This is a genomic window from Aliidiomarina sp. (assembly GCF_022565475.1).
Taxonomy (GTDB): domain Bacteria; phylum Pseudomonadota; class Gammaproteobacteria; order Enterobacterales; family Alteromonadaceae; genus Aliidiomarina.
This window is the reverse complement of sequence record NZ_JAIUMR010000006.1, coordinates 155,466-178,191: the sequence shown is the minus strand read 5'-3', so window position 1 is coordinate 178,191 and position 22,726 is coordinate 155,466. Positions and strand designations below refer to the sequence as shown.

Genomic DNA, 22,726 nt, shown 5'->3' with positions numbered 1-22,726 from the left:
CTACGTGTGCGTAGTGACGTGAAGGAGTATCATACTCAACGTGTGACGTAGAGATGGTGATACCACGCGCTTTTTCTTCTGGCGCGTTATCGATTTGTGCGAAATCACGTGCAGCACCACCGTAGTGTTTCGCAAGGACAGTTGTGATGGCCGCAGTTAGAGTAGTTTTACCGTGGTCAACGTGACCGATAGTACCTACGTTTACGTGCGGCTTAGAACGTTCAAACTTAGCTTTAGCCATGACAGCCTCTCTCTCAACGAAACGCCCGGGGTACGAAAAAAGTAGCCGTGCTTCGTTTTGGTTAATAAAAAAGTTGAGCTTTTCAGATTAGGTTTGAGAGAGCAAGAGAATTGGATGTCACTGGTGCTGATAGGCGGATTTGAACCGCCGACCTCACCCTTACCAAGGGTGCGCTCTACCGACTGAGCTATATCAGCAATTTGATTTGTGACTTGGAGCGGGTGGCGGGAATCGAACCCGCGTCATCAGCTTGGAAGGCTGAGGTAATAGCCATTATACGACACCCGCAATCAGATTCTCGGCTACCTCGGACCTAATCGAGAAAAAATGGTGGAGGGGGCAGGATTCGAACCTGCGAAGGCTGAGCCGTCAGATTTACAGTCTGATCCCTTTGACCGCTCGGGAACCCCTCCACGAATTTTTTCTAAAAAATGGTGCCGGCAGAGAGAGTCGAACTCCCGACCTACTGATTACAAGTCAGTTGCTCTACCAGCTGAGCTATGCCGGCGCCACCGTTTAGGTGGTGCGAATTCTATGGGATCGAATTCAGTCTTGCAACCACTTAAAACGTTTTTTTTTGATTTTTTTGTCCGACTGCTTATTTTTTAAGTGAATGGCACAAAAAAGAAGCGCAAATCGGACAAATTACGGGCTTACTAGTTTTACGCTCCAAACGGATGACGTAAAACAATGGTCTCTGCACGGTCTGGTCCAGTCGATATAATATCGACTGGCACACCCAAAATTGCTTCTAAACGTGCAATATACGCGAGTGCTGCAGCTGGCAATTCTGCATGTTCAGTCACGCCGACCGTTTTTTCGCTCCAACCTGGCATTGTTTCATACACAGGCTTCACGACTTCATAGTCTTCCGCCGCCATGGGTGGCAAGTCGACAATGCTACCGCAAGGTAATTCATAAGCGGTACAAATCTTAATTTCTTTCAGGCCATCAAGTACGTCGAGCTTGGTCAAGCATAAGCCACTAATTGAGTTGATCTGTACCGCACGGCGCATGGCGACCGCGTCAAACCAGCCCGTCCGACGTTTACGGCCGGTCGTAGCACCAAACTCGTGGCCAACCACACCGAGATGCTCACCAACTTCACAGTCGAGTTCGGTTGGGAATGGGCCAGAGCCAACACGGGTGGTATAGGCTTTGACAATACCCAACACATAATCCAAGTAGCGCGGTCCAAAACCAGCCCCTGTGGCAACGCCACCTGCAGTCGTATTCGACGAGGTCACGTACGGATACGTGCCGTGGTCGATGTCAAGCAAAGTCCCTTGGGCGCCTTCAAACATGATCGACTGACCATTTTGACGTGCTTTTTCCAGGGTACCGGCCACATCATTCACTAACGGCTTCAGAATTTCTGCGATTTCTAAGCAGTACTTTAAAGTCTCTTCAACTGACACCGGCTCTTGTTTGAAATACTCTTTCAGCACAAAGTTATGCAGTGCCATGGTTTCTTCAAGTTTTTCTTTTAAGCGGCCAGGGTGCAGCAAGTCGCCAACACGAATAGCGCGGCGGGCAACTTTGTCTTCATAGGCTGGTCCGATGCCACGACCCGTGGTGCCAATTGCTTTTGAACCACGCGCAGCTTCGCGTGCTTGGTCGAGAGCAATGTGATAAGGCAGAATGAGTGGACAGGCTTCGCTAATTAGCAAGCGTTCACGAACCGGAATACCGCGCGCTTCCAGCATGTTCACTTCTTTCATTAATGCTTCCGGTGACAACACCACACCGTTGCCGATGACACAGGTCACGTTGTCGCGCAGAATGCCGGAAGGAATTAGATGTAATACGGTTTTTTCACCGTCAATTACTAGTGTGTGCCCAGCATTGTGCCCACCTTGATAACGGACGACGTACGTCGCCTTATCGGTTAATAGGTCAACAATCTTGCCCTTGCCTTCGTCACCCCATTGGGTGCCGAGAATCACAACATTTTTGCTCATGGTCATTTCGTTTCAGAAAAAGTTAGCTTGCGGTGGATTAAGCGCGGATTCTACCAGAACCCGCGCCATATTACAGAATGATTTTTGTGCGATAATCGTTAACATCGTGATACAGCGCAAAACCAAAGCGCAAGCGATCGTGGCGATAGTCAGTCGCGACGCCACGTTCACGCAGTTGCGCAGCAAGTGCGCTGACCTGTTCTGCATTATCGAGCCGATAGGTAAAGAAGTGGCCATGCTGCGCGTTTGCGTCGTTCGCGTGTAAACGGTTTCTTTCATGCAGCAACGGGTGCTTCAAGCTAGCGATATGCTGCAGGAAACCCGCCTGCAAATGGTTAATATACGCATTTCGCGCGGCGGTGTTTAAACCCTCTTGCTGCCATAACTCAAAGACTGCCATCATGCGATAAGCGGCGCTAAAGTCCATGGTCGCACCGGCAAAGCGCATACCGTCGTTGGCGTACGCCACCGGCCCAACCTGTGCTTTGGCTAAACCAGCAAAATCGGCAAACCAGCCGGTGTATTCTGGACGTAACTGACAGTCAGTTGGCACCACGGCAAAACACATACCCTCGCCACCTTGCGCATATTTGTAGCCGCCGGCTAAGTAGAATACCCGGTCTGCATAGGCCGACCAATCGGTTGGTAGCGCACAAAAACCATGGTAGCCGTCGACAACAATCACTGTCTCTGGGGTCGCCACCGCATCGAGCCATACCTGCGGAGATGGAGCGACAACACCGCTATTATAAAAAACTTGGCTAATAAAGATGAGATCCCAATGGCTTGCGCTCACTGCTTCTTGCCAACGTTCAGCGAAGGTATCAAACGGTTCGCAAGGTACGCGAGTGATGTCAATGTTGCCACGCTCTTCAAGCCGGCGACTCTGGCGATTAAAGCTATGAAACTCACCGTCGGTGGTTAAAATCTTCAATGGCTTGCCGGCGGGAAAAACGGAGAGAATACGATAGACAAACTCGTGGGTATTCGGGGCAAAGACAATTTGCTCTGGCTGCGCCAAATTAAGCTCGCCGGCGATGCATTGTTGTAAACGCGGGATTTTCTCGCTAAACAAATAGGACCATTTCTCGTCGGCGAAACGCGCGGAGTCATCCCAATAGGCAAGGTGCGCGGCGCGTGTTACATCAGGCCAATAGTAATGGCTATGCGGCGCACAATGAAGTAACTCCGGGCGCGCTTGTAAAAAATGCTGGTAATATTGCTTGTACATAGTCGTCTTCCGTTAAGGCGTTCACGCATGGCGACGCACCATCCTAAAAACTTAAAGGGAGCCGAAGCTCCCTTTATCTTGTGTACGACTTAATTAATTCTCAAGCACTTGCATTTGATTAAAGTACTTGAAGAAATCGCTATCCGGGCTAAGCACCAAGACGCTGTCACCGCTACCAAAGCTTGCGCGATAAGCTTCTAGGCTACGAATGAAAGCGAAGAACTCAGGATCTCGATTGTAGACTTCTGCGTAAATGCGAGCAGCTTCTGCGTCACCTTCACCGCGAATCTGACGTGCTTCTCGCTCAGCGTCGGCAAGCATCACCGTCACACGTGCATCGACATCAGCGCGAATAATCTCTGCCTGCTCGCGACCTTCTGAACGATGCTCACGAGCAACTGCGTTACGTTCTGCGCGCATCCGCTCATAAATCGCTGCACTAACCTCAGTCGGCAAGTTGATTTGCTTCACTCGGACATCAAGAACTTGAATACCCAAATCATTCGAACTTTCCGACGCTTGGATAAGCGCTTGCTCCATGAGCTCATCACGTTCACCGGAAACGATATCACGAATTGTCCGCGCACCGAACTCAGCACGAAGACCGGTATTAATTCGACGCATCAATAACTCTTCAGCTTGACGCTGATTGCCACCGCCGGTCGAAAGATAATACTTGGCAAAGTCTTCAATCCGCCATTTCACAAACGCGTCGACAATTAAGTCTTTCTTTTCGCTGGTGATGAAGCGATCCGCTTGACCATCTAGCGTCTTGATCCGAGCGTCGAGTTTAATGATGCGTTCGATCAACGGTAGTTTAAAATGTAAGCCTGGCTCATACACAATTGCACGGCCTTGCTCATCTTGAGCGACTTTACCGAAACGAATCACGATACCGCGCTCGCCCTCTTGCACTGTAAACAGTGAAGAATAGCCGAGCAAAGCCAAGAGAACGACGATAACAGCAATTAAATTTTTCATGGCTTAGTTACCTCCCCGTGGCGAAAACCGATTACTCGAGCGTGGTGATTCCGGTTGCCCTGAACTCGGCTGCCCAGTCGCACCGCTTGCTTGACCGTTTTGTTGCGAAGGCAACATCGGTAACTGCGGTTGAGAACGACGTGCACCATGCTGCTCGAGAATTTTATCGAGCGGCAAATACATCATGTTGTTACCACCTTCGACATCAATAAAGATCTTCGCATTCGCCGCGTAAATTGCCTCGAGCGTTTCTAGGAAGATACGCTGACGCGTAACCTGAGGTGCTGCTTGATACTCAGGTAAAAGCTCATTGAATCGTGCCACTTCACCTTGCGCACGCAGAACCATTTGCTCTTTATATGCTTGCGCTTCCTGTTGCATCCGGCGAACTCGACCACGTGCAGTCGGCTCGATTTCACGAGCATAAGCTTCCGCTTCACGAACAAAACGTTCTTGGTCTTCTTGCGCACGAATTGCATCATCAAACGCATCACGGACTTCTTCCGGTGGACGTGCACCTTGGAAGTTAACGTCAATCACGCGAATACCGATATCATAACGCTCACTCAACCGGTCAATAATTTCCCAGGTCTGCTGACGGATTTCTTCCCGACCGACGGTCAAGATGTTGTCCATGGTGTTATGACCAATCACATAACGCAATGCTGAGTCGGTGATTTGCGATAAACTATTGTCTGCGCCTTCAACATTAAACAAGTAAGCGCGCGGGTTCATGACCCGGTACTGTACGGCCAGTTCGACACGAACAACGTTTTCGTCTTCGGTCAACATGAAGCCCGACGTTTGTTGCGAGCTGACGTTATTGACGTCGACATTCGTCACGCTATCGATAAACACAGGACGCCAATGCAGACCTGACGTCACTTCGTTATGGTACGCACCAAAACGCAAAATTACACCGCGCTCTGCTTCTTTTACAGTGTAAAAACCTGCGATAAACCAAATGACACCAAGCAAGACCAGGGCGAAACCTAGTCCTTTCATCGGCAAGCCGCCGCCAGACTGTTGACCGCCGCCACCGCCTTTGCCGCCTAGCCCCAATTTTCCCATCAAGTTGCGCAAAGCTTCGTCAAGATCAGGTGGTCCCTGATCCTTGCCGCCTTGGTTGTTTTGATTCCAAGGATCTTTGTCTTTGCCGCTATTTCCCGGTTGATTCCAGGCCATTGATTACTCCAGCAAATGCCAAGTTAAACACAAAACCAACGCGCTCAGTCCACTTCGTTCTGCAGTGAACGCGTCAATTGATCTCCAAACTGTTTCAATAATCGCTGCCATTCGATGGCAGGCACTCGCACCGATAGTAACACATCTCCATCGTCCTGTGCGCGTTCTTCGGTGACACAATGCATCGCGTATAAGCTACTACGTAATTTACCCGAGTTTGACGATAATTTTAAGGTGGTAATCACCAATTCGGGCGCCAACAAATCATGCAAGGCTTCACGCAGCAGATCAATGCCTTCACCCGTTTGCGCCGAAAGCCAAACTTCCTGCGGTTTACCTTGTTCGTTACGCACGATTCGTGGCGAAATATCTGGCACTAAATCGAGCTTATTCATAACCAAGAGTTGCGGCACGTCCGTCGCTTCAATTTCGGTCAACACCGAGTCGACCTCACGACGATTATCGGCCATTTGCTCGTCATGGCAATCCATCACGTGCAGGAGCAAATCTGCGTCTTTCGTTTCTTGTAAAGTGGCCTTAAATGCGGCAACCAAGTCGTGCGGTAAATGCCGAATAAATCCAACTGTATCGGCAAATATGACTGCGCCAACGTCCGGGAGTTCGTATTTTCTTAACGTCGGGTCCAAGGTCGCAAATAACTGATCTGCAGCATAGACATCCGCATTCGTTAAGCGGTTAAACAAGGTGGATTTACCCGCATTAGTATAGCCCACTAACGCTATGGTCGGGATCTCCGCTCGCTGCCGCGAACGTCGACCTTGTTCACGCTGCTTCTCAACTTTATCGAGACGCGCGAGAATATGTTTAATCCGACCGCGAATTAAGCGGCGGTCGGTCTCGAGCTGAGTTTCGCCCGGTCCGCGCAGGCCGATACCACCCTTTTGCCGTTCTAAATGCGTCCAGCCGCGAATTAATCGGGTCGAGACATGACGCAACTGAGCGAGCTCAACTTGTAACTTACCCTCGTGAGTACGGGCGCGTTGAGCAAAAATATCAAGAATCAGACCGGTACGGTCGAGCACTCGGGCTTTCACGACACGTTCAATGTTACGTTCTTGAGAAGGCGACAACGCGTGATTAAAAATAACCACCTCAGCACCAGTACTTTGTACGAGCGCCGCTACTTCTTCCGTTTTCCCAGAACCAATAAATAGACGTGAGTCGGGGGACTTTCTTGCAGTCGTGATCACACCAACCGCTTCAACACCGGCTGAGGACACAAGTAATTTTAATTCTTCGAGATCTTCGCGTGCAGACTCATGTGGGAAATCAACATGAACCAACACGGCTTGCTCGCCACCTTCATACCGCTCAAACAAGCAAGCCGCTCCTATACTGTTCGACTACAAACAGATTATTCGTCGCCGTCCTGACCCGCTGCTGGCGGATATTGCGTGGGAGTACGCGCAGGAACAACTGTAGAAATTGCATGTTTATAAACCATTTGGCTAACCGTATTTTTTAACAGCACAACAAATTGATCAAACGATTCAATTTGTCCCTGTAATTTAATACCGTTGACTAAGTAGATTGATACCGGAATTCTTTCCCGACGCAAAGCGTTCAAAAAAGGGTCTTGTAAAGTTTGCCCCTTGGCCATGTTTGGCTCCTTATTTATTAGAATTGTTACGGCCGCCAACTGCTAGTTATTCAGCTTCCTTGTTTACACTCGTTCCGCCAGATGACTGCCTAATCCCAAATTGGGGGACACACGACAGCAGCGAAATAATATTACCATTTGGTAAACTAACACAGAGTTTAGCAACAAAATGTCATTTTCGTCCAAATAGATTTGGTGACTTTTTTCAATATTTCAATACTTTTCTTAATTATTCATGCAGCCATGCCGCTGAGGGCAAAGGTTGCTCCGCTAAAATTGCGACCAATTGCCCCATGACATCCGCTTCTAACGGGTTTAGCCAGTGCAGTCCGGTCCACGATCGCAACCACGTGATTTGACGTTTAGCTAACTGCCGCGTGGCAATAATGCCGCGCTCGCGCATTTCTGCTGCGCTGAGTTGACCGTCTAAATACTGCCACATTTGACGATACCCAACACAACGCATCGATGGCAAATCTAAATGCAGATCACCACGTTGGCGAAGGGCGGCGACTTCCGTTTCGAAGCCTTGTGCCAGCATCGTGTCAAAGCGCTGCTGTATACGCTGATGCAGTATCTTTCGATCAGGTGGTGAGACCGCGATTTGCCAAGTTGGCAACGACAATCCCGGTTGCTGTGTTTGCGTCAGCTCAGTCATTGTTTTGCCACTGATATAAAAAACTTCCAATGCTCGTAATAATCGTTGCGGGTCATTCGGGTGAATGCGCTGTGCAGATTTGGGATCACGCTTCGTCAGTTCGTCATGCAGCGCTTGCCAGCCTTCTGTGTCTGCGCGTTGTTGTAGTTCCACCCTAACCTTGGTATCTGCAGGAGGTAGATTCGACAATCCAGCTAACAGCGCCCGATAATAGAGCATCGTGCCGCCGACCAGCACTGGAATATTGCCGCGCTGACGAATCTCGTCAATCAACACCAGTGCATCCGTTCGAAAGTCAGCCGCTGAATATATTTCCGCAGGGTCACGAATATCAATCAAGTAGTGTGGGTATTGCTCTAACTCCGCTGCACTCGGCTTCGCCGTGCCGATATCCATACCGCGATAAATCAAAGCCGAATCAACACTAATCAATTCTACCGGCAAAGCATCATACAATTGCATCGCTAATGCCGTCTTTCCCGCTGCTGTCGGGCCGCTAATGCAAATCACGCCTTGTTGCAGGTGCTCAATGAATGCCGTCTGCGATAACTCTTGAGGCCATGGAAATACGGTTGTCACTTTAAGTTTCCTTGTTTTACGTCTTCAGCGCCGGCTGCACGTATAGCGTTTTGCCAGTCCAATCGCAGTAGCCAATCCGTTTCAATATCAGACATCGACACCCATGCTTGCAATTGTTGCCAGACCTGCTCCGCACGCTTTTTATCATGAATTGGCTCGCGCTCATGCGCGGCTAGCCAACTGGCAATACCAGCGTCCATTAACGCTTGCACCTGTGACGACGACTCGAGCTGTGGTGAGAGTCTGCCAAGCTGGGCAAATAATTGCGGCAGAACCGCAGCCAAATTTGCCTTACGCAAACTTGCTGGCACATGCGTAATACGCAAGGTCTGCTGGTCCCCTACACGCCGTTGCTGTTGGTAATGAATCCCCAGGCGATGTAAATAGCAGTCATGCATAGCCTGATCAGCGGCCACTTTAATCTGAGTGGGCAAGAGCAGTGGCTGGCCACTTAGCCCTTGCGAAAACTGCTCATTGAGCTGCTGGCTGCGCAGATACTGATGCGCTTTGATTAAGTCGAACAACGCCAGTTGATCATCGCCCTGCTTTAACAACAGGTATCGGTGCTGGAGAATATCCATTGCCCGCCATTCAGAAGGGGACTCTGGCGCATTTTCACCAGGCTCCGTTGCCCGAGCGCCCGGCAGAATACCTCCCGCCATCGACCAATATCGTTCATTATGCTGCGCTTCACCAGCGCTGAGCGCCGCTTTCCCGTGCCATTTTACCGCCCCACTTTGACGCTGTTCCGGAAAAGCATCCTTGTAGGTTTCGTTTGCTTGCTGATAGTGATGACTTACTTCACTTTCGGTCACTTGCATCCCTTGCATCTGCAACAGAGCTTCGCGAACTGTCGCATAAACGAAATCATGCACCTGTCGCGCCTGATGAAAGCGTACTTCGTGTTTTGCCGGATGGACATTGACATCGACATGCTGCGCTGGCAAACGCAAATACAAAACATAGGTCGGTAGACGATCCTCTGCCAGCCACTCTTGATATGCCTGACGAATTGCATGACTGAGCAATTTGTCTTTCATCATCCGGCCATTGACATAAATATACTGCAAATCCGCTTGATGACGACAAGCGTTCGGTGGCGCCAGCCAGCCAAACATGGAAAGTCCGTCCGCACTTTGCGTATTACTCACAAATGCGGCTTCTGAACTAAAGCGCTTACCGACAATTTGTTCGAGTCGACGCGCCCAAGCCTGCTGTTGCTCAGTGCTCGGAGATTCATCAAGATTTGCCACCGCGACTGCACGAAACTGACGCAAAGTTTGTTGGTTGTGGCTCAACTGGATATCAACATCCGGACGCGCTAACGCGATCCGTCGGACGACTTCGTCAATATGGCCAAACTCGGTCTTTTCCGTGCGCATGAATTTGCGCCGTGCGGGGGTGTTAAAAAATAAGTCCTGAACATCAACCGTGGTGCCGTCAGGATGTGCGGTCGGCGCTAGCTTCACCTCCATGTCACGGCCTTCACACCACGCTTCCCAAGCTTCTTGCTGCGCAGCCGGTTTTGACACCAAACGAAGGCGTGCAACCGAACTAATACTGGCTAAGGCTTCACCGCGAAAGCCTAGACTTAAAATCGCTTCTAGGTCGTCCAGCGTCGCAATCTTGCTAGTCGCATGACGGCTCAGAGCCAAGGTCAGTTCATCACGTTCGATACCACTGCCATTGTCACGAATTCGAATTCGCCGAGCGCCACCTTTCTCGATATCAATCCAGACTTGTGTCGCGCCAGCGTCAAGACTATTTTCCACCAGTTCTTTGACGACGGATGCTGGGCGTTCAACCACCTCGCCGGCCGCAATTTGGTTGGCTAATTGTGCCGGTAATAATCGAATCGCCATTTTTACCTCGCCACAGGAATTTCGAGGCGTTGGCCAATCCGAATGGTGTTGCCCGTTAAGTTATTCTGCCGCCGAATTGCATCCACTGTGACGCCATACCTTTGCGCAATCACAGAGAGTGACTCGCCGCGGCTGACCACATGCGTCCGAATATCGGTCGCTGCCAATACTGTACCTTCCACCGGGTTGCGCAGAAAATATTCGCGAACGCCGCGGTAAAGAGCATCAGCCAAGCGATCTTGATGATTGCCATTAATCAGTAACCGTTCTTTCTGGGGGTTAGAAATAAAACCTAACTCTACCAATACGGACGGCGTTCGTAATGAACTCAGCACACCAAAGCTTGCCGCTTCTGGCCGACTGCGGTGCAACGTGGTAACGCCGCCAAGCTCGCGTAATAAAATGGTCGCAGCTTCAAATCCACCCGCCATCGAACTGTCCCGATACATATCAAGAATGGCTCGATTCAAAAACGGATCTTCTTCCTCGCCTTGTAATAAATGTTCGACATCGATGAGCTCTTCACTCAAGCGCTCTTTATTCTCCAATGCCCGACCAAGTTCTGTTTCGGAACGTCGATGTGACAAGATCCATACCGAAGCTCCGCGTGGTTGTGGCGACGTGAATGCATCGGCATGTAAGGACACGAAAAAATCAGCACGTTCGCGCCGAGCGATACTTGTCCGTTGCGCCAAGGATAACGTCTGATCACCGGTGCGAGTCAGCACGGCGCGCATTCCTGGATCCGCATTGATACGCGCAGCGAGTTTCCGCGCCACAGCTAAAGTGACATTCTTTTCATGGGTTCCATTGGGTCCAACAGAACCTGGGTCGCGACCACCGTGCCCCGCGTCAATGGCAATGATGAGTGGGCGCAGTGGCATTTCATCCAATGTCCGGGGTATCCGCGCCGGCGCTTCTGCAGCACTAGTAGGCTCAATGGTTCTGGAGCTATTGGCACCAGGAATATCAACGACAAGTCGATGCCCAGCAAATTCGGAAGGTCCGAGGGGAAATACTTCCGGCTGAATCGCACCACTAATCTCCAACACAATCCGTGTTGTTCCAGATTGAGGCGGATTACTGGTCCGGATAACCCGAAGGACGTCGGATTTTACATCCACGTTTTGCAGTGTGACTTGGTTCGTCGTTTGTCGAAAATCGATAACGATACGATGTGGTTGCGTATCAAATATGGTGAAATAGCTATACTGAGCTTCGCTGGACAGGTCAAATACCACCCGCGTTTTCTCCGCAGATGGCCACACACGCACATTATCAATCTGGTTGCTTGCTTGCGCTGAGACAACATTCATCACAGCACTGCTAAAAAGCACGCATAGGCACGTCCAGAGTACGACTACAACTCGTTTAATAACACTTCCCCAATCGCCGAATAGGCTTCAATTTCCGCCGTTCGCCCACTATTTGTGGGTCTCAATGTAATCACAATGTCCGCAGCGGGTAATATTCCAACACCACGTTCTGGCCATTCCACTAAACAAATCGCCCCATCGCCAAAATAGTCACGGATCCCCATATATTCCAATTCTTCTGGGTCGGCCAAGCGATATAAATCAAAATGATAGATGCGAAATGTCGCCAGCTCATACGGTTCAACCAAGGTGTAAGTTGGGCTTTTCACCGCGCCCTGATGACCCAGTGCCTGAATAAAGCCACGGCTAAACGTCGTTTTACCCGCACCGAGGTCACCACGCAGATAAATAGTTTGCACGGATCGTTGCCGATTTGCTGCCTGCTGACTAATTATTTTCGCTATCTGAGCGGCAAATCGCTCGGTTGCCTCTTCATTGACTAAATCTATCGTTTTCAAAGCCTTCGATCCACAGTTCAAAGTTTAAATAATGCGTTATTAACCATTTTGGCTGCTCGCTAGACCGGGCAATTCGGCAAGTAAGTCCGTCGCTAGCAACCCGCGTGAGATCCCACCAAGTCGTCCTGCTGCCTGTTCGCCGGCACAGGCATGCATGAGTACCGCAAGCCGAGTAATGGCAGCGGTCGAGGTCGGAAAGCCACCACTCTGTCGTTGTGCTAACAAGCCAGCAATAACGCCAGTTAAAATATCACCCATGCCTGCGGTTGCCATTGCCGGTGTTCCCTGTGTACACACCGCGAACGTTTGCTCATCACCATCCGCGACAACCGTTCCTGCGCCTTTTAAGACCACAGTTCCTTGTAATTGTTCGCGTAACGTATCCGCCGCTAACCAACGGTTCTTTTGAATTTCAGTGACTTGTGCACGCAAAAGACGTGCTGCTTCGCCTGGGTGAGGCGTGTAAATCATTCCCTCTGCAGGCTGCATGCCCTTTTCACCAGCGTATTGTGCCAGCAAATTCAAGCCATCAGCATCAACAACAGCGGTCAGATCACGTTCATAAGAACGTTGACAAAATTTTTGCCACCATGCTCTGCCCCAGTCACTTTGTCCCAAGCCCGGTCCAATCGCAATAACACTCGCCTGTTCGAGCAATCGTTCAGCGAGCGTTTCATTGGCATCGGCAGCAATCACCATAATCTCAGGTTGTTGACCGATAATCGACTCGTTACCCACTGCACAAATAACTGTCACTTTACCCGCCCCAACACGCAATGCAGCAGTTGCGGCCATACGCACTGCGCCTGCCATGCCGCGGCTGCCACCAATGATCACGACATGACCAAAATCACCTTTCTGGCAGACCGGTAAACGACGCGGTAAATCATGTTGCAGCTGAACGGGCTGCAGCCACCAAGCAGCTGGCTCGGTCAATAAACGGAATTCACGCTGAATGCCAAGGTCACTGAAGGCGAGTTCACCGACATAATTCGCAGCATCACCGGTGAGCAATCCTCGTTTCACACCGACAAAAGTAACGGTTTTTCGTGCTTGTACCGCAATACCTAAAGCGTTACCTGTGTCTGCGTGTAACCCGCTCGGCACATCGATCGCCAAAACTGGCAAACCGCTATCATTCACCGAAGCAATACACTCGAAGAGTTCACCACTGACATCACGTTGTAAACCCGTGCCAAGTAGTGCGTCCACCAGCCAATCACTTTCGCCCTCTTGCCAATCCTGCAATGGCTCGACATCACCCTCAACGTCGAGCCACAGCTGCAGCGCTCGACGCGCATCGTCACTCGCTGGAAAACCATGCGCGCACACACGAACAGAAAATCCCGCCTGTTTGGCGAGACTGGCGAGCACATAACCGTCACCGCCATTGTTGCCAGTGCCACATAACACCGTGATCGCAGCGGACTGCGGTAACGCATCGGCCAATGCCTCCCACGCGGCCGCACCGGCGCGCTGCATCAAGGTCCACAAATCAACACCAGAACGCTGCGCAGCCTCCGCTTCGAAGTCGCGTACCTGTTCCGGCCGATAAACTTGCTGTGGTATGCTTGTGTTTAACCAAGTGTGCATTGGCGAATCCTCTGAGCAATATGCTCAGTCTATCGCATTCTATGAGGAATAAACCACTGGACTACCACGCTCTTGCCGAAAAAATTAAACAATGGGGACTTGAGCTGGGCTTTCAGCAGGTCGGAATTACTGATCTCGACCTCAGCGAGCATGAAGCGACCCTGCAGCAGTGGCTCGACAAGCAGTACCACGGCGACATGCATTTTATGGAGCGCCACGGCATGTTGCGCGCGCGTCCTGCTGAGTTGCAGCCCGGAAGTGTTCGCGCAATCTGTGTCCGTATGGACTACCTCCCCAAAGGGGCTAAGTTCGCTCAGGTCTTAAAACAGCCGCAGCTCGGCTATATTAGTCGTTATGCCTTGGGGCGTGACTATCACAAGATGATGCGCAAGCGCCTGAAGGCACTCGGTGATCGCATTCAAGCCGAAGTCACGACAGCTGAATTTCGACCGTTTGTCGACTCAGCGCCAATTCTTGAGAAACCTTTAGCGGTAAAAGCTGGGCTAGGTTGGACCGGTAAACATTCGCTCGTGATGGACAGCAAGGACGGCTCTTGGTTTTTCCTCGGCGAGCTATTGATTAACTTACCCTTACCGATTGACCAACCACAACCCGAACAATGTGGCAGTTGCACGGCTTGTATCACGATCTGTCCGACACAGGCGATTGTTGAGCCTTATGTGATTGATGCACGCCGTTGCATCAGTTACTTAACCATCGAACACAGCGGTGCAATACCGGTCGAATTCCGGCAAGCCATGGGGAATCGAATTTATGGTTGCGATGACTGTCAGTTGATTTGTCCATGGAATCGCTATGCCACGCCAACGCCAGAAACTGACTTTTTACCTCGCCACGAGCTGCATGAACCCAATTTAATTGAATTGTGGCGTTGGACCGAAGCGGATTTCCTGCGTATCACTGAAGGCTCACCAATCCGCAGGATTGGCTTCGAAAAATGGCAACGGAATTTAGCCGTTGCCATGGGTAATGCGCCAGCAAGTCAAGCCATGATCAGTGCACTGGCTCAACAACGGCCGCATGCAACTGCTTTGGTGCAAGAGCATATTGATTGGGCTTTGGCGCAACTTGAAGCGCGTCTAACACAAGCCGAGAAGCCTGCAGATCGATTAAAACAACGGCTTATTCGAGTAATTGAAAAAGGTTTACCGCGCGACGCTTAAGTCGCGCGGCGAATCACAATGCGCTATTGCGGTTTAAAGATGCCGATCACTTGGTCAACTGAGACTGCGGCACCTTTCTTCTCTTGCTCGCGCTCAGCTTCGCTCATTTGGTAATCACACTCGACACAGGTGACCTGCTCCTGGTCATTTTCTAAGTACACCATTAAGGTGTCTTGAGCCTTGCACTGGGGACAAGTGGCACCGGCTATAAAACGCTTACGACTGCGTGACATAAGTATTCCTCGTGTGAAGTATCCTGCGCTTTTCGCTGAGTATGGCTGCGAGCGCTAGCGAACTCAGGTAAACTACGCCTCATTACGACGATTTTCAATTTTCTGGACCAACTGTTTATGATCCAAGCCGACGGCTTAAGTTTATTGCGAGGCGGGCATCAGCTCCTCGCCGCTGCTCAGTTTACCATTTTTCCGGGCCAACGTGTCGGTTTAGTCGGCGCCAACGGTGCGGGTAAGTCTTCGTTATTTGCGTTAATTCGCGGGGAACTTAAGGAAGACGCGGGGCAACTGCAAGTGCCACAACATTGGCGGATTGCCAGCGTCGCACAAGAAACGCCGGCACTCGATATCCCCGCTTTGGCCTATGTCATGCAGGGCGATCAAGACTACACGCATATTCAACAGCAGTTGCAGCAACTCAATCAACAACTGCATGCAGAACCAGATAATCACCGCATTGGTGAGCAAGTCGCCGCCTTGCATGGGCAGCTCGATGCAATCGGTGGTTATGATATTGAAGCACGTACTGCACAATTATTGACTGGGTTGGGGTTTAGTCAAGATCAGCTGCAAGCTCCGGTAAGAAGTTTTTCGGGTGGGTGGCGTATGCGCCTCAACCTTGCCCAAGCGTTAATCGCCCGTGCTGATCTCCTGCTCCTCGATGAGCCCACTAACCACCTCGATTTAGATACCATCGTCTGGCTCGAGCATTGGTTGAAACGCTTTCCTGGCACCGTCATGGTGATTTCTCACGATCGTGACTTCCTCGACGGGGTCGTGACCCATATTATTCATATCGAACGCAAGTCGACCAACAGTTACCAAGGCGATTACACGAGTTTCCAGCGCCAGCGCAGCGAGCGACGAGCGCAACAACAACAGCAATATGATAAAGAACAAACACAACGTGCTCACTTGCAAAGCTTTATTGACCGCTTCCGCGCCAAGGCGAGTAAGGCTAAACAGGCGCAAAGCCGCCTCAAAGCCTTAGAAAAGCTAACGGCCACAGCACCGCTTGGCGATCAAGAGCCGTTTGATTTAAGTTTTCCTGAACCGACTAAACTACCAAACCCGTTAATGCAGCTTGATCAAGTGCAAGCCGGATATGGTGAAAGCACTATTCTTGAAAAGATTCAGCTCAACTTGGTGCCAGGAAGTCGCATTGGTCTGCTTGGTCGCAACGGTGCAGGTAAATCAACCTTGATGAAAGTTCTTGCAGGTGAACTCGCACCACAAGGCGGTGTCCGTGAAGCCAGTCCAGGTTTGGTGATAGGCTATTTTGCTCAACATCAATTAGAAACATTAAGTCTTAACGATAACGCCATCACGCATTTGTATCGAATTGACCCGAAAGCGCCAGAGCAACGTTTACGCGATTTCCTCGGCCGCTTTGGTTTTACTGGCGATCGCGCATATGAACCGGTCGAGCCTTTTTCGGGCGGCGAAAAGGCTCGTCTGGTGTTGGCTCTACTGATTTATCAAAAGCCCAACTTACTCTTGCTCGATGAGCCAACTAACCACCTTGACCTCGACATGCGCGAGGCCCTCATCCAAGCTCTACAAGAATTTTCCGGGGCCATGGTCATTGTCTCGCATGATCGTCACTTTTTACGCGCAACGGTCGATGACTATTATCTCGTTGCGCATCGCGAAGTGGCACCCTTTAAGGGAGATTTAGATGACTACGCCCGTTGGCTTGACGAGCAAGCAGCGTTAGCAAAAGCGACACTTCTGTCTGCGTCTGTGAATGCAAAAACCACTGCAGATAATCAACAGTCGTCATCCAATCGCAAAGCTGAACGCCAAGCGGCAGCACAGAAGCGCCAACAGTTGCAGCCTTTACGGAAGAAAGTTAAACACGCCGAGCAGCAATTGGAACAAGTAACTGAACAACTCGAAGCCGTCGAAGCGCAGCTGGCCGATCCAGAGATTTATCAAGCTGCACGAAAGGAAGAATTGACCGACTTATTGCTACACCAAGGGCAGCTAAAAGAGCAACTTGAGACAATCGAAATGGAATGGATGACGCTCAGCGAAGAATTACAACACCTCGAATCTGAATAGCTCCAAAAAATAAAGGCACTGCCATCACGACAGTGCCTTTTTATTTCAAAGCGCAGCGATTATTGCTGTGACGCACTCCATTCCGTCATGCTTTCAATCACTTGCACACCGTCAAAGGTAGCAAAGTCTTCTTCAGCAAAGCGAGTACCACGCAGCTGCACTAAAATGCGTGCTGCTTCACCGTCCATGATCAGACGCTGATAGAAGTTTTGAATGTCCGCTTTCGTCAAAGCGCGCAGTTCGGCAGCCATTTGCTCGGTGCTGTCGAAGTCATAGCGTTCATTTGACCAATCACCACGGAAACGGCCGGCTTCTTGTCCGAGTGTCTGCGGTGGCTGCAAGAGGTCCGTCAACACACTCGCACGAACTTGCTCGAACTGCTCATCGCTGAGGTTAGCGATTCGCTCGGCATAACCAGCACGAAACTCGTCAAAGCGAGCCAATAATCCAGAAGTACCACGCACTGGGCTCTGAATGTAGAAGCCAATACCTGAGTAATCTTCAATGTTCATGCGATTCGCACCGACAGCGTAGCCGAGTTGGTCTTCAGTTCGTAGCTCAGTGAAGAAACGGTTATGCATCATTTCAGACAATACCCAAGCCCGCACGCGCTCACCATAACCTTCTTGAGGCGACAACCAAACATCCAAAACGGCCGTATCTTCAAGAGTCAAATCATCCTGCCAAGTGACTTTCAAATCAGTCGTCGGCTTGACGATGGGTGAACGTGCATAGGTGATGCTCGGATCCACAGTCACGTATTGTTTTACGTCTTCGACCAGAGCCATCGCGTCGGCATTGTTGTAGTTACCAAACACGAATACACGCATGATGTTGCCTGCAAGCAGCGAGTCACGTGCGGCAAGTACATCGTCTAATCCAATTTCTTGCAACATGGCGATTTGATCTTGGTAATCAGCACTTGGTAAGCGCATGATTTGATTAAACGCAGGGAACATCTGCTGCATTGGGAACTGTAAACGTTGGTTCTGTACTGAACGACGTAAGCGATCTGCAGATTGATTTACCGCATTTTCGCTCGGGCTAAACTCAGCGAAGCTGGCCAGTACCCGCGACGCTAATTGACCTTGCTGGTCATTAAAGCCCGTCAAGGTTAATTGCAAACCATTGCTTGCCGACAAGCGGAAACCGGTGCCAGCAATTGACGCTTCACGCGCTAGTGCTTGTTGAGACAAATTAAAGGTGTCCATCAATACTTGCACCGCAACTTGCTCGCGGAGTGATTTGTCAGTCCAAGGCTGATACATCTGCACGAGCACTTCTGCACGCGGCTCAGCAAAGCGATGGCTACGTTTCAGGTAGACAGAAACGCCCGGCTCTGCATGAATTTCAACCGGCTTCTCTGTGACTTCTTCAGAGCTCATGGTTAAGTCTTCTGGGAACAAGGTATTCACCGAAGGCAGATTGACGGTAAACTGCGCCGCTGCTTGCTGCCAGTTTGCGTAGTCTTCGGCTGTGATGTCCTCAACGCGATAGCGACCATCGAAGAAGTACATTTCTTGATCGGTTTCTTCTTGCGGCGACACATACCATACGCGCAAGTTATCGGTCGTTAGTTGGTTCAACACCCGATTAATGCGCTCTGGGCTATAACCGTCCAGACGATAGTTATGATCAATCACGTCCGAATACGGGTAATACAGCAAGTTCGCTGCCAAGCTAGTGGCATAATTAAACGCACCAGTGCGACGCAAGAAGGTGAACTCGTTATTTAATACGGTCGCAACTTCCTCGTAATACGCTTCGCTGATCCCTTCTGCACGTAATTGCTCAAGGTAGTTCAGAACAACACCGATAATGGTATCGCGATGGGCCATACCCGCTTCTGTCAGGCTTACCTGAATCTGGAAGCGACCGGCATTACCATAAGCATTCGGGCTTGCGCCAGCGCCCATACTTTCCATCCAGCCTAGTTCACGGAATAGAGCCGCAGGAGTTCCTGGCATTTCTGAGTTGAGCAAATGCGCCACAATGCGGTTCGGCTGATAACGGTAGTCTTCAAGGTTATTTTCGATGGTGAAATCGAGGCCAACCGAGCGCATTTCCATTTGTGGGCGATAATAGATTTTTTGTTCCAACTGTTCTGCAGTTGCAACCGGCACATCAATAACCGGCGCTTCAACATTGCGGTTTGGAATGTCGGCGAACGCTTCTCGTGCTAATGCTTCGAGTTCGTCCAGTGGACGGTTACTCACCACAGAAGCGGTCATTAGATTGGCTGAGTAGTAACGCTCGTAGAAAGCCAGCATCTCGTCGTGAAGTTTACTGTCTTCTTTGTCCGACAAAGTTTCGTTATTTCCGATGCGGAACCGTGCAATCGGATGCTCTGGATTCATCAGAATATTATTCAGGGCAAAAAGAATATAGCCGTCTGATGCGCGACGCATGGACCATTCCGAGTCAACTGCGTTTACTTCTTTTTCGGCATACTCCGGATAAAACATCGGTGCTTTGAAGAAGTCAGCAAAACGGTCTAACGCTTCTGGTAACGCATCGTTGTTCACTTCCAACATGTAATTAGTATGGTCATCAGCGGTATATGCATTGTGCATACCACCGTTTTGCGCCATAAATTCACCATACTCGTCTGGATCAGGATACTTTTCGGTGCCTAAAAAGAGCATGTGCTCTAAGTAGTGCGCCAAACCGAGCTGCGAGTCTGGGTTTTGCATGCTGCCCGCATAAACGGCTAACGCTGCACCTGATTTTTCTGCTTCAGGATCATGGACTAACACCATGCGCACACCGTTTTCAAGGGTAATGGCACGATACTCGCGCTGGTCATTCGGACTGGTATTGATCACATACGGATCAATATTTGTTTCTGGGCCTTGCGCGACCGGGCCTGGCTGGCAGGCACTCAATACGACAGCCGCCGAAGCCAGCAGCGTGAACGAGCGCAAGTGCTTCAGCAACGATTGTTTACTTTTACGCACTAACATAAGAATTCCCATAGTTATTGTTACTTTTTCGTTGTGTATTATTCAGAGTGCACATTCAATGTGCAATGTTTACCTGTAATTCTGGTAAGCTATTTTGTAACTGAATGTTATGCCTGCCAACAGAAAGCGAGCGATTCCATGCAAATCCCTTACTCCGAAATCGATAACGATACACTGCTCCGCCTCATCGAACATTTTGTGTTACGCGAAGGCACGGATTACGGTACCGAAGAGAAAAGTTTAGCAGAGAAAGTGGAAGATGTGCGGAAGCAACTTCAGAGCGGTGAAGCGATTATTGTCTTCTCAGAGCTTCATGAATCGGTAAACATTGTCCTGAAGCGTGATTATCAAGGTGACTAGATCTTAATCCGCAAGGGGTGATGGAAAGACTGAGCTCCAATTCACAGACGGATCACCTAAAACAAGAAAGTTGGGATTACCCGTGTCTTGGGTTTGATTGTAGGTGAGCGGCTGAAAATGCAAGTCTAGAAGCTGGCCGCCGGCTTCTTGAACAAGAATTTCCGCAGCACCCGTGTCCCATTCACCGGTTGGTCCAATGCGCATAAATACATCGGCTTTCCCTTCCGCCACTAACGCCGACTTCAGTGCACAACTGCCTGTATGCATAATGGCTATCGGACGCTGCTGCCCGAGGCGCGATAACACTCGTGATTCGGGTTGGCGACGACTCAAGGCAATCGTAATTGGATCATACTTGGGATCTTCGAATTGACGAACTTGGATACGTTCTTTTCGACCTTGACTTTGCTTGAAAGCACCACCACCAAGTGCTGCAAAATAAAGGCGTTCGGCAACCGGCCAACCGATCATGCCAAGTACCGGCTTTCCGTGCTGAATAAGGGCAATGCTTACGGCAAAATCGCCACTGCCAGCAACAAACTCTTGAGTGCCATCGAGCGGGTCCACCAGCCAATACTGTTGCCAACGTTTGCGTTCCCGCCAGGGCTGTACAGCCTCTTCCGACAACACAGGAATATCCGGCGTGAGCAGTCGCAATTCTTTGGTTAACAACTCACTTGCGGCATAATCCGCGCTTGTGACTGGCGAGTCGTCATCTTTGCTAAAGGTTTTAAAGTCGCCAGTGTCGTAGTGGGCCAATAAGAGTTCACCGGTGCGCTCAGTAATTTTTGCCAGCGGTTCGATGAGTGTGCTGAATTCTTCTTGCTTCAAGGTCATCAGTACGCTACTCCATTGCTTGCCGTTGTTCGCGCCAACGCTGCATGAGCAGCAGCGCGGCAACACTGCGGGCTTCGGTAAAGTCGGGTTGGGTTAACAATTCGTCCAGTTCCGACAATTTCCATGGCACGATTTCCAAAGGCTCAGGCTCGTCACCCAACAACTGCTCAGGATACAAATCTTCACCGACAAACAAGATCATGGCTGCAGAAAAAAAAGCGGGTGCCATAGAAACCTGTTTCAGAGTCGTTAATTTGCGCACACCATAGCCGATTTCTTCCTTTAACTCGCGATTCGCTGCTTGCTCCGGCGTTTCTCCCGGATCAATGAGGCCTTTGGGGAAACCTAATTGATAATTGTGCAAACCAGCGGCATATTCACGCACTAGGAGGACTGTCTCGTCGTCGAGAAACGGCACCACCATGACTGCGCCACGGCCACTGCCCTGCATACGTTCATATTGCCGTAACTCGCCATTGCTAAACTTTAAATCAATTGCTTCGATGCGAAGCAGGCGACTTTTCGCTACAATCTGACGCGAAAGGATCGTTGGAATTTGTTTTTCGTTCTTGGATTTTTGCGTCATGCAGATACCACGAAGTTCTGTTCTAACCCTTTCACCATACTATCTAAACCCGACAATGAGAATAGGCATAGGCAAACCCATGTTGAATTGGTCTGAAATCGATACCGTTTTATTAGATATGGACGGCACATTGCTCGACTTACGTTATGACAATCACTTTTGGAATGAGCAACTCCATTACCATTACGCCAAGCAACATGGTCTCTCGATCGAAGAAGCACAGCAACGCTTAGTCGCACATTTTCGTGACGTCGCTGGAACTCTAAACTGGTATTGTTTAGATTATTGGGAAAGCACGCTTGGATTACCCATTCGGCAACTGAAAACACAGACTACCGAATTGATTCAATTGCGCCCCGACACGCAAGACTTTCTGCAGCAACTCCAAGCTGCGGGTAAAGATGTTGCCCTGCTTACGAATGCTCACCCGGATGCGTTGGCGTTAAAAAACCAACACACGCCGCTTGCACAGCTTTGTCCGCGACAGTTCTCAACTCACGAGTTTGGTTACTGCAAAGAGTTTCAAGAGCTCTGGCAGCGGCTCCAGCAAGCCTTTCCATTTGATCCGGCGCGTACGTTGTTTATCGATGATGGTGAGCATATTCTAGACAGCGCGCGCCAATTTGGTATTCGCTACACGGTCGGCATTACCAATCCAGACAGCGGCTTACCCCTGAAGCAATTTAACCAACATCCGGCAATTTCATCATTTCAGCAATTACCGGCGCTTTCGGTGTCAGCTTAGAGCCTCTA

The 22,726-nt window shown here is 50.1% G+C and carries 20 protein-coding genes and 4 tRNA genes; 4 read left to right on the top strand and 20 right to left on the bottom strand.

Going from position 1 to position 22,726, the window contains the following annotated elements; translation table 11 throughout:
- From LAT77_RS07340 to LAT77_RS07265, 16 genes are all read right to left on the bottom strand, one after another.
- The coding region (locus LAT77_RS07340; protein WP_290563905.1) for a GTP-binding protein at positions 1-241 on the bottom strand (241 nt) is incomplete at its 3' end.
- Between the two features lie 121 nt (positions 242-362).
- A tRNA-Thr gene (locus tag LAT77_RS07335) sits at positions 363-438 on the bottom strand.
- A 16-nt stretch (positions 439-454) separates the two neighbouring features.
- Positions 455-529, bottom strand: a tRNA-Gly gene (locus LAT77_RS07330).
- A 40-nt stretch (positions 530-569) separates the two neighbouring features.
- A tRNA-Tyr gene (locus tag LAT77_RS07325) sits at positions 570-654 on the bottom strand.
- 19 nt (positions 655-673) lie between these two features.
- A tRNA-Thr gene (locus LAT77_RS07320) sits at positions 674-749 on the bottom strand.
- 154 nt (positions 750-903) lie between these two features.
- Positions 904-2,202: an adenylosuccinate synthase gene (locus tag LAT77_RS07315; RefSeq protein WP_290563904.1), complete on the bottom strand. Its 1,299-nt coding sequence runs from the start codon at positions 2,200-2,202 to the stop codon at positions 904-906.
- 70 nt (positions 2,203-2,272) lie between these two features.
- Positions 2,273-3,433, bottom strand: a complete 1,161-nt coding sequence (locus LAT77_RS07310) for an aminotransferase class V-fold PLP-dependent enzyme (protein WP_290563903.1) — start codon at positions 3,431-3,433, stop codon at positions 2,273-2,275.
- Between the two features lie 93 nt (positions 3,434-3,526).
- Positions 3,527-4,414: a protease modulator HflC gene (gene hflC / locus LAT77_RS07305; RefSeq protein WP_290563902.1), complete on the bottom strand. Its 888-nt coding sequence runs from the start codon at positions 4,412-4,414 to the stop codon at positions 3,527-3,529.
- 3 nt (positions 4,415-4,417) lie between these two features.
- Positions 4,418-5,599 carry an FtsH protease activity modulator HflK gene (gene hflK, locus LAT77_RS07300; protein WP_290563901.1) on the bottom strand — a complete coding sequence of 394 codons (1,182 nt, stop codon included), beginning with the start codon at positions 5,597-5,599 and terminating at the stop codon, positions 4,418-4,420.
- Positions 5,600-5,643: 44 nt separating this feature from the next.
- A complete protein-coding gene (gene hflX, locus LAT77_RS07295) occupies positions 5,644-6,939 on the bottom strand; it encodes a ribosome rescue GTPase HflX (protein ID WP_290563900.1) in 1,296 nt (431 codons plus the stop codon).
- A gap of 35 nt (positions 6,940-6,974) precedes the next feature.
- Positions 6,975-7,220, bottom strand: a complete 246-nt coding sequence (hfq, locus tag LAT77_RS07290; RefSeq protein ID WP_290563899.1) for an RNA chaperone Hfq — start codon at positions 7,218-7,220, stop codon at positions 6,975-6,977.
- 229 nt (positions 7,221-7,449) lie between these two features.
- The gene (miaA, locus tag LAT77_RS07285) at positions 7,450-8,409 is read right to left on the bottom strand and encodes a tRNA (adenosine(37)-N6)-dimethylallyltransferase MiaA (protein ID WP_290563911.1); all 960 of its coding nucleotides are present in this window, start codon (positions 8,407-8,409) and stop codon (positions 7,450-7,452) included.
- A gap of 44 nt (positions 8,410-8,453) precedes the next feature.
- A complete protein-coding gene (gene mutL, locus LAT77_RS07280; RefSeq protein ID WP_290563898.1) occupies positions 8,454-10,319 on the bottom strand; it encodes a DNA mismatch repair endonuclease MutL in 1,866 nt (621 codons plus the stop codon).
- Between the two features lie 2 nt (positions 10,320-10,321).
- Positions 10,322-11,635 (bottom strand): N-acetylmuramoyl-L-alanine amidase, encoded by a 1,314-nt coding sequence (locus tag LAT77_RS07275; RefSeq protein WP_290563897.1) that lies wholly within the window; start codon positions 11,633-11,635, stop codon positions 10,322-10,324.
- 44 nt (positions 11,636-11,679) lie between these two features.
- Positions 11,680-12,153: a tRNA (adenosine(37)-N6)-threonylcarbamoyltransferase complex ATPase subunit type 1 TsaE gene (gene tsaE / locus LAT77_RS07270; RefSeq protein WP_290563896.1), complete on the bottom strand. Its 474-nt coding sequence runs from the start codon at positions 12,151-12,153 to the stop codon at positions 11,680-11,682.
- A 39-nt stretch (positions 12,154-12,192) separates the two neighbouring features.
- Complete coding sequence (locus tag LAT77_RS07265) at positions 12,193-13,746, bottom strand: NAD(P)H-hydrate dehydratase (RefSeq protein WP_290563895.1); 1,554 nt, start codon at positions 13,744-13,746, stop codon at positions 12,193-12,195.
- Between the two features lie 41 nt (positions 13,747-13,787).
- On the opposite strand from LAT77_RS07265, the gene queG reads away from it, so the two are divergent.
- Positions 13,788-14,930, top strand: coding sequence for a tRNA epoxyqueuosine(34) reductase QueG (queG, locus tag LAT77_RS07260; RefSeq protein WP_290563894.1), 1,143 nt, complete (start codon positions 13,788-13,790; stop codon positions 14,928-14,930).
- 23 nt (positions 14,931-14,953) lie between these two features.
- On the opposite strand, the gene LAT77_RS07255 is transcribed toward queG, so the two are convergent.
- Positions 14,954-15,163, bottom strand: a complete 210-nt coding sequence (locus LAT77_RS07255; RefSeq protein WP_290563893.1) for a YheV family putative zinc ribbon protein — start codon at positions 15,161-15,163, stop codon at positions 14,954-14,956.
- Between the two features lie 117 nt (positions 15,164-15,280).
- Between LAT77_RS07255 and LAT77_RS07250 the strand changes: the two genes are divergently transcribed.
- A complete protein-coding gene (locus LAT77_RS07250; RefSeq protein ID WP_290563892.1) occupies positions 15,281-17,227 on the top strand; it encodes an ATP-binding cassette domain-containing protein in 1,947 nt (648 codons plus the stop codon).
- A 59-nt stretch (positions 17,228-17,286) separates the two neighbouring features.
- On the opposite strand, the gene ptrA is transcribed toward LAT77_RS07250, so the two are convergent.
- Positions 17,287-20,190, bottom strand: a complete 2,904-nt coding sequence (gene ptrA, locus LAT77_RS07245) for a pitrilysin (RefSeq protein WP_290563891.1) — start codon at positions 20,188-20,190, stop codon at positions 17,287-17,289.
- Positions 20,191-20,328: 138 nt separating this feature from the next.
- Here ptrA and LAT77_RS07240 point away from each other — a divergent pair, with 138 nt between their 5' ends.
- Positions 20,329-20,550: a YheU family protein gene (locus tag LAT77_RS07240; protein WP_290563890.1), complete on the top strand. Its 222-nt coding sequence runs from the start codon at positions 20,329-20,331 to the stop codon at positions 20,548-20,550.
- 3 nt (positions 20,551-20,553) lie between these two features.
- Here LAT77_RS07240 and cysQ read toward each other — a convergent pair whose 3' ends face one another.
- Together cysQ and nudE are read right to left on the bottom strand one after the other, a co-directional pair.
- A complete protein-coding gene (gene cysQ / locus LAT77_RS07235; protein ID WP_290563889.1) occupies positions 20,554-21,387 on the bottom strand; it encodes a 3'(2'),5'-bisphosphate nucleotidase CysQ in 834 nt (277 codons plus the stop codon).
- A gap of 7 nt (positions 21,388-21,394) precedes the next feature.
- Entirely contained in the window at positions 21,395-21,973 is a 579-nt protein-coding gene (gene nudE, locus LAT77_RS07230; RefSeq protein ID WP_290563888.1) for an ADP compounds hydrolase NudE, read from the bottom strand.
- Positions 21,974-22,052: 79 nt separating this feature from the next.
- Between nudE and yrfG the strand changes: the two genes are divergently transcribed.
- Positions 22,053-22,718, top strand: a complete 666-nt coding sequence (gene yrfG / locus LAT77_RS07225) for a GMP/IMP nucleotidase (RefSeq protein WP_290563887.1) — start codon at positions 22,053-22,055, stop codon at positions 22,716-22,718.
- Positions 22,719-22,726 lie beyond the last annotated feature (8 nt).

Excerpts from the sequence above, each read along its gene's own strand:
- LAT77_RS07315 (WP_290563904.1), bottom strand. The coding sequence starts at position 2,202 with ATGAGCAAAAATGTTGTGATTCTCGGCACCCAATGGGGTGACGAAGGC.
- LAT77_RS07310 (WP_290563903.1), bottom strand. The coding sequence starts at position 3,433 with ATGTACAAGCAATATTACCAGCATTTTTTACAAGCGCGCCCGGAGTTA.
- hflC (WP_290563902.1), bottom strand. The coding sequence starts at position 4,414 with ATGAAAAATTTAATTGCTGTTATCGTCGTTCTCTTGGCTTTGCTCGGC.
- hflK (WP_290563901.1), bottom strand. The coding sequence starts at position 5,599 with ATGGCCTGGAATCAACCGGGAAATAGCGGCAAAGACAAAGATCCTTGG.
- hfq (WP_290563899.1), bottom strand. The coding sequence starts at position 7,220 with ATGGCCAAGGGGCAAACTTTACAAGACCCTTTTTTGAACGCTTTGCGT.
- mutL (WP_290563898.1), bottom strand. The coding sequence starts at position 10,319 with ATGGCGATTCGATTATTACCGGCACAATTAGCCAACCAAATTGCGGCC.
- LAT77_RS07275 (WP_290563897.1), bottom strand. The coding sequence starts at position 11,635 with ATGAATGTTGTCTCAGCGCAAGCAAGCAACCAGATTGATAATGTGCGT.
- LAT77_RS07265 (WP_290563895.1), bottom strand. The coding sequence starts at position 13,746 with ATGCACACTTGGTTAAACACAAGCATACCACAGCAAGTTTATCGGCCG.
- queG (WP_290563894.1), top strand. The coding sequence starts at position 13,788 with ATGAGGAATAAACCACTGGACTACCACGCTCTTGCCGAAAAAATTAAA.
- LAT77_RS07255 (WP_290563893.1), bottom strand. The coding sequence starts at position 15,163 with ATGTCACGCAGTCGTAAGCGTTTTATAGCCGGTGCCACTTGTCCCCAG.
- LAT77_RS07250 (WP_290563892.1), top strand. The coding sequence starts at position 15,281 with ATGATCCAAGCCGACGGCTTAAGTTTATTGCGAGGCGGGCATCAGCTC.
- ptrA (WP_290563891.1), bottom strand. The coding sequence starts at position 20,190 with ATGTTAGTGCGTAAAAGTAAACAATCGTTGCTGAAGCACTTGCGCTCG.
- LAT77_RS07240 (WP_290563890.1), top strand. The coding sequence starts at position 20,329 with ATGCAAATCCCTTACTCCGAAATCGATAACGATACACTGCTCCGCCTC.
- cysQ (WP_290563889.1), bottom strand. The coding sequence starts at position 21,387 with ATGACCTTGAAGCAAGAAGAATTCAGCACACTCATCGAACCGCTGGCA.
- nudE (WP_290563888.1), bottom strand. The coding sequence starts at position 21,973 with ATGACGCAAAAATCCAAGAACGAAAAACAAATTCCAACGATCCTTTCG.
- yrfG (WP_290563887.1), top strand. The coding sequence starts at position 22,053 with ATGTTGAATTGGTCTGAAATCGATACCGTTTTATTAGATATGGACGGC.